The sequence below is a fragment of the Pseudoalteromonas xiamenensis genome (assembly GCF_017638925.1).
In the GTDB taxonomy this organism is placed as follows: domain Bacteria; phylum Pseudomonadota; class Gammaproteobacteria; order Enterobacterales; family Alteromonadaceae; genus Pseudoalteromonas; species Pseudoalteromonas xiamenensis.
Genome location: NZ_CP072133.1, coordinates 1,720,655 through 1,733,391 on the forward strand (window position 1 = coordinate 1,720,655; position 12,737 = coordinate 1,733,391).

General features: G+C 45.2%; 14 protein-coding genes, 1 tRNA gene and 2 pseudogenes. 2 read left to right on the forward strand and 15 right to left on the reverse strand.

Going from position 1 to position 12,737, the window contains the following annotated elements; translation table 11 throughout:
- Positions 1 to 2 precede the first annotated feature (2 nt).
- Entirely contained in the window at positions 3 to 431 is a 429-nt protein-coding gene (locus J5O05_RS08305) for an ATP-dependent zinc protease family protein (RefSeq protein ID WP_208844381.1), read from the reverse strand.
- A 226-nt stretch (positions 432 to 657) separates the two neighbouring features.
- Between J5O05_RS08305 and J5O05_RS08310 the strand changes: the two genes are divergently transcribed.
- Entirely contained in the window at positions 658 to 1,635 is a 978-nt protein-coding gene (locus tag J5O05_RS08310) for a zinc transporter ZntB (protein ID WP_208844382.1), read from the forward strand.
- A gap of 17 nt (positions 1,636 to 1,652) precedes the next feature.
- Here the strand turns inward: J5O05_RS08310 and J5O05_RS08315 are convergent.
- Positions 1,653 to 1,727 (reverse strand) — tRNA-Arg (locus J5O05_RS08315).
- 213 nt (positions 1,728 to 1,940) lie between these two features.
- Between J5O05_RS08315 and J5O05_RS08320 the strand changes: the two genes are divergently transcribed.
- On the forward strand, positions 1,941 to 2,123 hold the full coding sequence (locus J5O05_RS08320; RefSeq protein ID WP_208844383.1) for a helix-turn-helix domain-containing protein: 183 nt from the start codon (positions 1,941 to 1,943) through the stop codon (positions 2,121 to 2,123).
- A gap of 6 nt (positions 2,124 to 2,129) precedes the next feature.
- Here the strand turns inward: J5O05_RS08320 and J5O05_RS08325 are convergent, their stop codons facing one another.
- From J5O05_RS08325 to iscU, 13 genes and pseudogenes are all read right to left on the reverse strand, one after another.
- Positions 2,130 to 2,771, reverse strand: coding sequence for a phosphotransferase family protein (locus J5O05_RS08325; RefSeq protein ID WP_208844384.1), 642 nt, complete (start codon positions 2,769 to 2,771; stop codon positions 2,130 to 2,132).
- Positions 2,761 to 2,937 carry a hypothetical protein gene (locus J5O05_RS08330; RefSeq protein ID WP_208844385.1) on the reverse strand — a complete coding sequence of 59 codons (177 nt, stop codon included), beginning with the start codon at positions 2,935 to 2,937 and terminating at the stop codon, positions 2,761 to 2,763. Before J5O05_RS08330 ends, J5O05_RS08325 begins: the two co-directional genes overlap by 11 nt.
- On the reverse strand, positions 2,924 to 3,547 hold the full coding sequence (pnuC, locus tag J5O05_RS08335) for a nicotinamide riboside transporter PnuC (RefSeq protein ID WP_208844386.1): 624 nt from the start codon (positions 3,545 to 3,547) through the stop codon (positions 2,924 to 2,926). Before pnuC ends, J5O05_RS08330 begins: the two co-directional genes overlap by 14 nt.
- A gap of 3 nt (positions 3,548 to 3,550) precedes the next feature.
- Positions 3,551 to 3,805, reverse strand: coding sequence for a hypothetical protein (locus J5O05_RS08340; protein ID WP_208844387.1), 255 nt, complete (start codon positions 3,803 to 3,805; stop codon positions 3,551 to 3,553).
- Positions 3,806 to 3,878: 73 nt separating this feature from the next.
- Positions 3,879 to 5,262, reverse strand: a pseudogene (locus tag J5O05_RS08345) (Gfo/Idh/MocA family protein).
- A gap of 130 nt (positions 5,263 to 5,392) precedes the next feature.
- Complete coding sequence (locus J5O05_RS08350; protein WP_208844388.1) at positions 5,393 to 6,463, reverse strand: phosphotransferase enzyme family protein; 1,071 nt, start codon at positions 6,461 to 6,463, stop codon at positions 5,393 to 5,395.
- 7 nt (positions 6,464 to 6,470) lie between these two features.
- Entirely contained in the window at positions 6,471 to 7,388 is a 918-nt protein-coding gene (locus tag J5O05_RS08355) for a nucleotidyltransferase family protein (RefSeq protein WP_208844389.1), read from the reverse strand.
- A 109-nt stretch (positions 7,389 to 7,497) separates the two neighbouring features.
- On the reverse strand, positions 7,498 to 8,928 hold the full coding sequence (locus J5O05_RS08360) for an NAD-dependent succinate-semialdehyde dehydrogenase (protein WP_208844390.1): 1,431 nt from the start codon (positions 8,926 to 8,928) through the stop codon (positions 7,498 to 7,500).
- A 196-nt stretch (positions 8,929 to 9,124) separates the two neighbouring features.
- Positions 9,125 to 9,463: an ISC system 2Fe-2S type ferredoxin gene (gene fdx, locus J5O05_RS08365; RefSeq protein WP_208844391.1), complete on the reverse strand. Its 339-nt coding sequence runs from the start codon at positions 9,461 to 9,463 to the stop codon at positions 9,125 to 9,127.
- 1 nt (position 9,464) lies between these two features.
- Positions 9,465 to 11,327 carry a Fe-S protein assembly chaperone HscA gene (gene hscA / locus J5O05_RS08370; RefSeq protein ID WP_208844392.1) on the reverse strand — a complete coding sequence of 621 codons (1,863 nt, stop codon included), beginning with the start codon at positions 11,325 to 11,327 and terminating at the stop codon, positions 9,465 to 9,467.
- A 46-nt stretch (positions 11,328 to 11,373) separates the two neighbouring features.
- Positions 11,374 to 11,898: a co-chaperone HscB gene (gene hscB / locus J5O05_RS08375; RefSeq protein WP_208844393.1), complete on the reverse strand. Its 525-nt coding sequence runs from the start codon at positions 11,896 to 11,898 to the stop codon at positions 11,374 to 11,376.
- A 71-nt stretch (positions 11,899 to 11,969) separates the two neighbouring features.
- Positions 11,970 to 12,293 (reverse strand): iron-sulfur cluster assembly protein IscA, encoded by a 324-nt coding sequence (gene iscA / locus J5O05_RS08380; RefSeq protein WP_208844394.1) that lies wholly within the window; start codon positions 12,291 to 12,293, stop codon positions 11,970 to 11,972.
- A gap of 14 nt (positions 12,294 to 12,307) precedes the next feature.
- A pseudogene (gene iscU / locus J5O05_RS08385) lies at positions 12,308 to 12,692 on the reverse strand (Fe-S cluster assembly scaffold IscU).
- Between the last annotated feature and the right edge of the window lie 45 nt (positions 12,693 to 12,737).

Genomic DNA, 12,737 nt, shown 5'->3' on the forward strand with positions numbered 1-12,737 from the left:
TCCTATTGTCCGGTTAAAAATGATGCTGCTGGGTCAACAATTATTCGGCCATTCATCGCCGTGCGCCCAAGCAACATCCTAAATTTCATTGAATCTCGATTTGTTAGCGTGATTTCGATAGGCCAACGATGATCGGCAATTTCCAACATCGACTCGATAACAAAACGTCTTTCTCTGTGTCCACCTGAATCCGTGACAACACGGCTGTCTTTCACTTTAGCTTCACAACGTAACGTTGTTTCGGTGTCGTTTTGATGTGGATGAATCCAAAATTCCACCCATTGCTCGCCATTTTTTTTAAACGGTGTAACTTCGAAAGCATGTAAACAAGACGTCCGTGCTCCCGTATCGATTTTTGCTTTAATACGGTCGAGGCCCAGTTCTGGCAATGCCAGCCACTCGCGCCATCCTACTTGAAACTGTTCTGCCATCGTCTCTTCTTCGCTAAAAAAGTGCTTTATACGCTAACAGTTACAATACGCCAGCAAGATATTTTTATCCAATAAATAAGGGAATTTTATTGAGCTAACGGCGTACATTTAATGACATTTAAACAATAAAAAAGCCGTGCAATGCGTTAAGTCTGAAACCGTTTGCTATTTAAACTATAAGCGATAAAGATATAAACAACTCAATGAAACTAGCTTAGGTATTAGGATGAGAGAATTTAAAGGACTCGTACACGCTGTACAACTTGACGGTAAAGGTGGGTGTATTACGATTCCAAACGTGGCTGAAGCCATGAACATGGCCACAAAAGAGCAGCCGCTTTGGGTTCATATGGACTTTAGTGACGAAAGTTCAATTGATTGGTTGAGCAAACAAAACTTATTCACCACCCTTGAACTTGAGTCCTTCATTGCGGATGAAACACGTCCACGACTCAGTAAAGCACAAAAAGGCGATATGTTGTTCGTGCGGGGCGTAAACCTCAATCCAGACCAAAGTCCAGAAGACATGGTCGCCATTCGCTTTTTCGTCAGGGACAATCTATTGATCACCTGTCGAAGACGTTTAATTCGTTCCGTGCAAGATGTACTTGGTACCCTTAAGCAGCAACAAGGCCCTGCTTCTATTTCAGCGTTAGTCGATGAAATACTCAATCGCCTCACTATTCGAATGCAAGATGTCATCTACGCATTGGACGAGCAGCTTGATGTTATCGAAGAACATGTTGAAGCGCACGCCCCACCCTATGACACAACGACACTGTCTCAATGTCGTCGCCAAGCGATTAGCCTAAAAAGACACATTCGCCCGCAAAAAGAGGCAATTTGGCAACTAGGTCAAGCAAAAGTCGACTGGCTCGAGGACAAAGATCGCTTAAAACTGGCCGAAATCGTCAATGATTTAACCCGTTATATCGAAGAGCTTGAAACCAGTATTGAGCGCGCAAACGTACTGCATCAGAGCATGACCAGCCAAATGTCGGAGCAACTTAACCAGCGTATGTACGTGATGTCGGTCGTCGCGGCACTCTTTTTACCCTTAGGCTTTTTAACTGGTTTACTTGGTGTGAATATCGGCGGGATCCCAGGCACTGAAAACCCATTCGCGTTTATACTGTTTGTTGTCTTTTTGGTGGTATTAACGTTTGGAATTGGCGTGTATTTTCGCTGGCGAAAATGGCTTTAAATTAGTGAGGATGCTGATGGCGCTCTCGACAGGGATCGAACCTGTAACTTGGCCTCCGGAGGGCCACGTGATATCCATTTCACCACGAGAGCGTTTCGCATGTTCAAAGAACTTCGCCATAATAATGAGATAACGTGTAAATTGCTAGTTTGGAACGTTTATATGGTTAATAAACCATCAAAAAACAAAAAAAACTATACAGACTGTTAAAAACGCGTTATTTAACTATCCTTTAAGAACAATAATTAAGTATGAGCGACTAATTTCCTAGAAAGCACGCTCATTCATCAATGAGGTATACAAATATGTCACTAATGACTACAGAACAAGTTGCAGAATTTTTAGGAGTGAAGGTTGAGCGTGTAAGACGTCTTGCTCGTGAAAATCTGTTGGTTGCGAAAGGCCAGGATGACCAAGGCGAACCAACCTTCGACAAAACGGACGTTGAAAAATATAAAGAGTTAGCACAACGTTTAGGCGGTATCTAATTTGCCTTACGACCACAAGTGAAGCTGCATGTCTAATTGTGTGGCTTCCCTTGTGTGGCCTCGAGTCAAATACCAATGTTTACACAGCACAATGTATAAATAACGATAAACTTTGAGTTTTTCTTCATTTGCTTTTGGCGAGCCGGCATCGAATTCGTGATAAGCCCGCAGCATCCGCATCGCTTCACTCTCGGCCAATTGTAGACTCACTGCCAACGCCGCCAAATCAAAATACACATCATTAAACCCCGCAAATTCGAAATCAATCATTCGCAGAGACTCACCATCGCACAGTAAATTTTCAATGACTAAATCGTTGTGGCAATACGCAGTATAATCTGGAAAGTCATTTAAGCGTAAAAGCGCCTGAGCCACAGCCTTACTTTCACGTTCATCGTTAAACACTATACGTTGAAACTCTTGTGTTAAGTCGATACTCCAATCTTGCTTAGAATGCTTTTTTGGTCGAAAACTCTGATGAACGTCTAGAAGCAGTGGTAGAAACCGAGTCCACTCTTGGCCGCGATAGACTTGTCCTGGCCAATAATCAAAGACAGCAACTTGGGCTTTCGTATGCCACGCGATGGGGTTAGTGGTGATGTTTTTCAAGGAGAGTCGTTGCTGTTGAAAAAGCGCGTCAACCGGCATATGAGACTCGATACTCTTTCACTAAATAACGAGCTTCACCCACAACAAGCAAGTAATTATTATTGTTTAGCCCTTTTGCTAAACGGCTAAGCGAACAGGCTACATTCGTCGAATCAATTTTTAATAACGTCGTCGCTAAACCAAGCAACTGGTCACAATTCAACAAGTTTCTTTCCCGTGCGCTGTTCCAGTTCTTCGTACCACGTTTTGAACCCCCACATTGCCATTAATGTATAGAAGACAAAGAGCGCCAAAGTAGGGTAATACCCTTTTGCGTAGTATAAGTACATTGAAGCCGCATCAATCACGACCCAATAAAGCCAATTTTCCAACACTTTTTGAGCCACAAGGTAGGTTGTCACAATAGCAAAGCAGGTCGTAAAGCTATCCAAGTAGGCCATCTCTGCACGCGTATAGTTATCCATAAAATAACCAAACACCAATGTTGCAACACCGGTGCACACGATCACCACGGTATGCTTTTCAAGTGACCATGACTGGATCTCTAACGGCGTTTGCTGCTTGGGATTTTTCCACCAATACCATCCCACAATGGCCATTACCATGTAATAAACATTGAGCAGCGACTCCATCAGAAGCGCCCCATTCCAGTACAACAAGGTATAAATCAATGTGCTGGCAAACGCTGCAGGCCAACACCAACTGTTTTCTTTAATCGCGAACAGCAAATAGGCAACAGAAAAAAACACCGCGATGTATTCCCAATGCGACATCGCTGTAAAGCCAGTTAATGTTTGTGAAAAAAACTCACTCATGCTTTAGGCCTCTGGCGAGAGATCTCCGCCAATGAATTTGCACACAAATACTGCTTTACCGAATTGCTCATGTGAACGCTTCATTTCTTCTGTCAGCACGCGCATAACCAGATCATAGTCTCCAAACACTTGGGTCGACATCGTGTTGGTCAGTACTTGCAAACCTTCATGCTGATTCAGGCGATCGATAAAGTCTTTTATAAATGGAATATAATCACTGTGGAGCGGGTATTTACTGATTTCAACAGAGAGTTTCATTGGCTCGCCTTTTCGTTGTTTGTGCCTTCATTGTAACTGAAAAACACCAGAAAAGCCGAGCCGAAGTTCATGATTAAACGTTGATATCTACGATCCCAAGAGGCTTTGCTGTTTGCCACGCACCTCGAGTGAAATCGGGGATAGTAACGGAATCACTGCGGTTCGCAACCGATTGCGCTGACAATGGTGAAATCACTGACCACGCGGCACCATCGTAGACATCTTGATCCAACGCTTCGCCATTACGCAGACAGTAAATCATGCGCCAGAACATTAAGAAATCCATACCACCATGCCCACCATTACGCTCCGCTTCCGCCCCCATTTTTTTCCAAAGCGGATGGTCGTAACGTTGATACCAGCTTTCCATTTCGTAATCCCATTCGTGGAACGATTGCGATCCCCCGTCTTCCAGCGCAATGCGGTTAGGGAATCCGGCAAATACGCCATTCGTACCTTGGATTAAATTGTGACGCGAATATGGGCGCGGCGTAGTGGTATCATGCTGTACCATGATACTACGGCCTTGCACCGTTTTAATAAGCGTTGTATTCATGTCACCCGCGATGTAATTCAACCGATTACGTCCGTGTTCGGGGGCGAATTCACGTCGCGCGTAAGCTGCACGACCAAGAGCCGGTGAGTCTCATTGACGTCAGATAATCAAAGCGGTCGCCACGGTTAATGTTCATATATTGCGAAACAGGGCCAAGACCATGTGTGGGGTATAAGTTTCCGTTTCGGCGTGTGTGCCACGCGGTACGCCACGATCCCGTCTTGTGTTCTATTTCCTTCATTTGCCAACGCAACTCATGAATATAGGCCGCTTCACCATGTAAAAGCTCACCGAAGACGCCTTGACGAACCATATTCAAGACCATCAACTCATCACGACCGTAATTGACGTTCTCCATCATCATGCAGTTCTTTTGGGTTTTTTCTGCGGTGTCGACAATGGCCCACATTTCTTCAACCGTCAAAGCCAATGGCACTTCAACAAAGGCATGTTTGCCACTGTTCATCGTATCAATGGCCATAGGCGCATGCCAACGCCACGGAGTAGAAATGATGACTATGTCGATGTCGTCGCGATTAAGCATCGCTTGATAAGCCGTGTCACTGCCTCGATATAACGTTGGCTTAGGAAGACCTCGTTCAACCAAAAACGCAGCGGAACGCTCAAGGACCTCATCGTGCGTATCACATAACGCCACAATCTGTGCCCCTTCGATATGGCTCATACGCTTAACATGACCGTATCCACGCTGTCCGACTCCAATGAATCCCACACGAACAACCGGCATTTTGGGAACAACTAGCCCAATCACCGATTCTCCCTGACGACGAGGTGTCAAAGTTGCAGTGGCATTTGATGAACTTGCGCAGCCAGCCACGACTCCCGCAGCCGCGGCGACTCCTGCGGCTTTTAAAAAGTCGCGACGATTCACGTGTTTCATTACATTTCCTTGGTTTTTCTTTTGCATCGAACCTAGCTCAAGCAGTTTCTAAAATCAAAACATTGCGTTCAGCAAACAAAAAAAGCGCCAAGGCGCTTTTTAGGGTAATCATTGTCTTGTCGACGCGGCTTTAAATCGCTTCCAGCATCGATTTTAAGACTGATTCTTGGCGACATACGTCTTGGTATAACGCAAATTGGTTACGGACTCGCACCAAGTTATGCTCGGCGTATTTAGTCGAAAAATAGTTATCACCGTCGAGGTAGTCCGTCAAAAAACGCAACCCGATCATAAACGGCAACACTTTCGCACCGAGCCAAAAACTCTGAAGTTCATCATTTGTAATAAATGGCGCAAGAGGCTTCGCATAGCCCTTCACAAGTGCATGAAAGATATCTTCTCGTACCTTAACGTTCTCTAAGTTTGTCGAGTCTTCCGCTTCTGGAGAGCAGCATGTGCGTACCATGTCGCCGAAATCGCACAACCAGTAACCCGGCATACACGTATCTAAGTCAATCACCGCTTTGGCGACTTCTGTTTCAGTACAGAAAAGCATATTGTTGATTTTCGTATCGTTATGACAGGGACGTAACGGCACATTGCGTAAATTGGCCAACTCATCCGCTAAACCAAATTGATCAAAACAAAATGCGATTTCATTTTGCGCGGTAGCAACACGACTAACCACGTCTTTTGCCACTTTGTCTTTAAACAATTCGACACGCATCGCCAAATTATGAAAATTAGGGATAACGGGAAACAATTGCTTGGCGTCAAAGTCTTGTAGCGCTGCAGCAAACTGCCCAAACGCACTGGCTGCAATTTCTGCTTGCTCGGCGCTTTTCACTACTTCTTCGCTAAAACTTCCCCCGATAAATTCGAGAGCACGCCATTTCTCACCATTTATATCCGCAAGAAACTCGCCTTGTGTGGTTGGGAGATGTTTGATTATCTCTAGCGAATAAAGCGCGTTTTCCGCTTTTTCTGACAGATGCTTTTCAATCAAACGAGCATTATTCACCAGCTGTTCCGGATCTGGAAATACGTCCGTATTCAACTTTTGCACAACCAAAGCCTGTTCTTTGTCACGAAGTAACATTGTTGTATTGATATGACCATTACCGATAGGGTTTAATTTTAGACCTTGCTCAGAAAGCCCAAACAGGCCGGCAAGTTCTACAGCGAGGGGTAAATTACTCATATCTAAACTACTCTTTGATGTCACTGGCTGGGCAGTTTGAATAGCGTCCCTGACGTGATTCATAAATCTTTTCCGAAATGCGTTCTAATTCTTGTTGGTAAGTCATACCAAACCAAGGCTGAGTCGCAGTATATACTGCAACCTCAATGTGGTTAGCAACGATTGCTTGCTGGATGCAATCGGGCAAATAGTACTCTTTTTTGACATCGGTGTCATACTTTTCCATAAATTCGCCAAAACCCGTCTCCAAACAAGGAATAATGGCTGGTGTTAAACCCCAAAACGTCATTGATGATGGTGCGCTATTATCAAGCAAGACTCTTGCTTCTGCATCAGTGCGCCCCATGAGTTGCCCTGCATAAACTTCAATGTCTAAGTGCTCGACAACAAGTTCGAGCAACCCATCTTTCACCTGACAAATACCACGATTCACGCCACCCGACTCCGACAATGTGTGTTCCAATGGGTAAGCCACCATGGCGCACTGCGCGGACTTTTTGGCAAAATGCGCGACAATCTGTGAAAACGCATCATCACCATAGTAATCATCCGCGGTAATTAACACACTGGGTCCAATTACTTGGCTTCTTGCGCACCAAAGCGCATGGCCTGTTCCCCACGGTTTCACTCGTGCTTGTGCTTTAAGCTCAAACCCTTTTGGCACGTTTTCTATGCGCTGATTGACTAAGACAACATCGAGATCTTTAGGAAGCCTCGACAAAATAACCTCTCGGATCGCTGTTTCAACTTTGTCATTAATGATAAGTACCACTCTGCGGATCCCCGCTTGATACGCATCTAGCATATTGAGTTCCATAATCGTTTTACGAAAATGAGGCAGTTCAGCGATTTGCTTATCGCCACCAAAGCGACTACCAAAACCACCAGCTAGAATAAACAACGAAACAGAGACAGGATCAGTCATGCCATTGAACTAGATTTAGAAACAATAATAGGTTCGAGAGTCTAGCGTCATCAGGTGAAATTGCAATAGACCATAGGTCGAGCAACGTCATGCGAGGATGACTCACTGATCAAAAAGTTTGGCAAAGGTATTTCACTTCCAAATATTCATCCAATCCAATCTGCGCACCTTCACGACCTAAACCCGATTGCTTCATCCCCCCAAAAGGCGCGGCGGGATTGGATATTGCCCCCGTGTTTATGCCAACCATCCCAAACTGCAGGGCATTGCCCACACGTTCGATTTGCCCAGCATGCGAACTGTAGAAATAGCTCGCTAAACCTTCTGGCACGTTGTTAGCGAAGGCGATGGCTTCATCCTCAGTCGTAAACTGTTGAATGGCGATAATCGGGCCGAACAACTCTTGATTCGCCACTGCCATCTCAGCCTTAATTTCAGTCAAAATAGTGGCCGGATAGAAATTCCCACCCAAATCTTTCGCTTGATAATGCAAAGTCGCCCCCGCAATAAGCGCCTCGTTTACAACGGAAGTTACGCGTTCTTTTGCTTTCGCGTTAATGAGAGGCCCTAAGGCAATACCCGATTGCAGACCATTTCCTTGTTTGAGTGTCGCTACTTTGGCCGTTAATTTCGTCAAAAACTCCTCATAACAAGCCGATTCAACAAACACGCGATTCGCCGCAATACAGGTTTGCCCCGCATTACGGTACTTTGCAGCTATCAACCCCTCTACGGCAGCATCTACATCCGCGGACGCAAAAACAATAAACGGCGCATTACCACCAAGTTCTAATGACATCCGTTTAATCGTCGATGCACCCTGCTCCATTAAGCTTCTGCCCACTTGAGTTGAGCCAGTAAACGTAATTTTCTGCACCGCTGCTGAATCGCAGAAATAGGACGCGAGAGCTTTCGGTTCTTGTGTATGGACCAGTTGCCAATCTTGCGCTTCGAAACCCGCTTCAAGTGCAAGATGATGCAGCGCAATAGCGCTAAGCGGCGTGGTTTCCGACGGTTTTAAAATAAAACTACATCCTGCGGCATAGGCTGGGGCGACTTTACGCGTGATCATCGCCAATGGGAAATTCCATGGTGTAATACCAAACACCACCCCAACAGGCTGTTTAATCGTGGAGACTTTTTGATTAATGGCTGTCGCGGGAATGATTTGTCCGTAAGCTCGTTTCGCTTCTTCACCGTACCAAATCACAAAGCCTGCAGCGTAATCCACTTCGGCGAGTGATTCACTCAAAGGTTTACCACTTTCTCGTGTTACAAGTTCCGCTAACACATCGCGATTTTCGACAATCAACTCATACCAGGTTCGCAAAATTTGTGCTCGTTGAGTTGCCGTTTTCTGACGAAGAGCGGCTAACCCAGTTTGTGCATTAACGACCACTTGCGCGAATGAATCCAGTGCAGTTTCCTCAACACGGGCAATGACTTCGTGAGTCGCAGGATCGTACACGGCAAAGAAGCCTGCTTGTGCAGACTCAGGTTGCTGCCAACCACCTTTAAAACGAGATGTGATTTTATCCATAGCGTTACTCCTAGAAGTCATAAAATTGATGGGATTCAATTGTGATGTGAACCGTTTTAACCCTAACTTTAGGGGAGAAAGGGTGAATTATCTCTTAACCTCGAAAGATTTAATATCCACTGCAACACGAAACCTTCCATACACAAACAAAAAAGGCGGTTACTTTCGTAAACCGCCTTTTCTTTTCTGCATTCGATTAGTGATCTTCGTTCACGATATTCAGATTGTATTTCGGGATCTCGACAACTAAGTCTTCGTCTGCAATAACCGCTTGGCAACCTAGGCGTGACTCGGGTTCCAAACCCCATGCTTTATCTAGCATGTCTTCTTCTAACTCATCACTTTCTTCGAGCGAATCAAAGCCTTCACGAATGACAATGTGACAAGTCGTACAGGCACACGATTTTTCACAGGCATGAGGAATCGCAATGCCGTTTTTCAATGCAACATCAAGTACTGTTTCGCCACTTTTGGCTTCAATTGCCGCACCTTCAGGGCAAAGCTCATGATGGGGTAAGAAAATAATTTGTGGCATGTTACACCTCGTCGATTGACTGCCCTTGCAGTACTCGCTTGATTGATTGGTCCATACGGCGAGAAGCAAATTCACTGCTCGCTTTATCTACGGCTTCGATTGCCGTTTTAATTTCATCTGGGTCTGCTGCGTTTTCGCGTTTCACATTTAACTCGTTCATGGCGACGCGAAGTTCATTAAGTTCTTCTTCATCCAATAAATGTGCGTCGGTCGCAAGTGATGCTTCAAGCGCTTCTAATACACGTAGCGCTTCAACTTGCTGCTCTTTGAGCATGCGTAGTTTCATGTCATCTCGAGCATGACTGATGGATTCTTTCAACATGTTTGCCACTTGGTCATCTGACAAACCAAATGAAGGCTTCACTTGGATTTCAGCTTGCACACCTGTGGATTTTTCCATAGCCGTTACACTGAGTAATCCGTCCGCATCCACTTTGAATGTCACACGAATGTGTGCAGCACCCGCAGCCATTGGTGGAATACCCTTCAAACTGAATTTAGCAAGTGAACGGCAATCATCCACTAACTCGCGCTCACCTTGCAGTACGTGCAAAGACATTGCCGTTTGACCATCTTTGAACGTCGTAAACTCTTGCGCTCTTGCAACGGGGATTGTGGTGTTGCGTGGAATGATCTTTTCCACCAATCCACCCATGGTTTCGAGTCCTAATGAAAGTGGTAACACGTCCAAAAGCAACATTTCAGAGTCAGGCTTGTTACCGACCAACACGTCCGCTTGAATCGCTGCGCCAATAGCAACAACACGGTCAGGGTCAATGCTCGTCAGAGGCGTTTTGCCAAAGAATTCTTCAACAGCCTCACGAATAACCGGCATACGAGTTGAACCACCAACCAGCACGACTTCGATGATGTCGTCGAGTTCTACTTCAGCATCTTTAACTGCACGACGACACGCTCGAAGCGTCTTTTTCACTAAGCTTTCGACTAACTCCGCAAACTGTGCACGCGTTACGGTCACCATATGCTGAGCATCACGTAGCTCAAGGCCTACATTGACTTTCTCATAACTACTCAACGCTTCTTTACAGGCTTTTGCTTTATTGATGAATAAACGGTGTTCTTTGTTGTTGAGATCCGTAATGCCCGTTTGCGCTTTGAAGTGTTCAACCAAAATGGCGTCAAAATCATCACCACCTAGGCTCGAGTCCCCGCCAGTAGCAAGTACTTCAAAGACCCCTTTGTTCAAACGCAGAATCGAGATATCAAATGTGCCACCGCCTAAGTCATAAACGGCAATCACACCTTCTTGACCCGAATCCAGACCGTAAGCTACTGCGGCTGCTGTTGGTTCATTCAATAAACGTAACACATTTAGGCCAGCTAGTTCCGCGGCATCTTTTGTACTTTGGCGCTGCGCATCATCAAAGTAGGCAGGCACTGTAATGACTGAACCGACAATGGGTTCACCACCAAAACTTTCTTCGGCACGCGCTTTTAAGACTTTTAAAATTTCAGCGGACGTTTGCACTGGGCTTTGAAGACCATGCGCAGTTTCAATCATCAAACTACCACTCGTTTCATTGAATACGTAGGGTAGCTGGCCATAGCTTGCAGTGATCTCTGTAGCTGTCTTACCAAGGAAACGTTTTACCGACACCAACGTGTTACTAGGGTCGTTTATCGCGTTATCTAACGCTGTTTGACCGACAACAACGCGACTCTCTTGGTAATGAACAACGGACGGAAGCATGGCTTTACCGTCGTGATCAACTAGCGTTTTTGCTTCTCCGCTTTGTACCGTCGCAACCAAAGAGTTGGTTGTGCCAAGGTCAATACCGATAGCTAATTTGTGTTGATGAGGTGCCGCGCTCTGCCCCGGCTCAGCAATTTGCAATAATGCCATGATGCTCTTCACTCGTCATAAATAGAGGTCAATGCTCTACTAATGCTTAATCCAATAAACTGTCTTCAATGCGAGATAATTCGTCTTTAAGTTTATAAACGAATTTCAATTTGCGAATGTGATCTGCTGCTTTTTGTAATTGCGCGTTGTCATTCGAACTCAATAACTCACCCAGTTCACTGCTGTAACGTTTATCCAACACTTTAATCTGTTGTTCGAAATCAGCAATCGCATCATCAGGGTCTGCAGCGTCTGGGATTTCACTTAAGGCTTCACGCAGTTCCATTTGTTCCATCAGGAACATTGGGTCTTGGAGAGTTTGTTGTTCCGCACGAATGTCCACGCCTTTTTCGCTAAGCATATACTCTGCACGTTTCACGGGGTGTTTTAAGGTGGCGAGGGCATCATTGATCTCTGCCGTTTTTTGTACGGCCAACAATTTTTCACGTTCGCTTTTGCCCGCAAATTTATCAGGATGGACGGCACGTTGTAGTTCGAGATAGTGTTGATTTAGCTTGGCTAAATCTACTTGGTAGCTTGGCGTTAATCCAAAAAGTTCAAAATAGCGCATAATGTCCTATCTTTATGATACGGCAAAGCCCCACCAAGGCAGGGCTTCGGACTCAAGCAAAGTAATAGGCGTTAGACGGTGAAGCTCTCACCACATCCACATTCGTCTTTTTGATTTGGGTTAGTAAATTTAAACCCTTCATTGAGACCTTCGCGGGTGTAATCCAACTCAGTGCCATCAATGTACACTAAGCTTTTTGCATCAACGATGATCTTAACGTCTTTTAATTCAAAAACTTCGTCATCTTCTGCAACTTCGTCAACGAACTCTAGTACATAAGCAAGACCTGAACAGCCGGTGGTTTTAACGCCTACGCGCAAACCAACGCCTTTACCACGGTTTTTCAAAAATGCTTGAACGCGGCTGGCTGCTGCGTCTGTCAATGTCACTGCCATCGTTTACGACTCTCTTACTTCGCGTGTTTACTCTTGTAATCTGCAATTGCTGCTTTGATTGCGTCTTCTGCCAAAATTGAACAATGAATTTTCACTGGTGGCAATTCAAGCTCAGCACTGATATCCGTGTTTTTGATTTCAGCAGCTTGATCAAGCGTTTTACCCTTCACCCACTCAGTTACAAGTGATGAAGAAGCAATCGCGCTACCACAACCGTAAGTTTTAAATTTTGCGTCTTCAATTACGCCATCTTCAGACACTTTGATTTGTAGCTTCATTACGTCGCCACATGCTGGATTCCCCAACCATGCCTGTCGCTACACTTGGGTCGTTTTTATCTAACGAGCCAACGTTACGTGGGTTTTCCACGTGATCAATTACTTTTTCACTGTACGCCATAACGCTTTCCTCACTACTCGTTTGGGTAACCAGCCTTCACTTCTG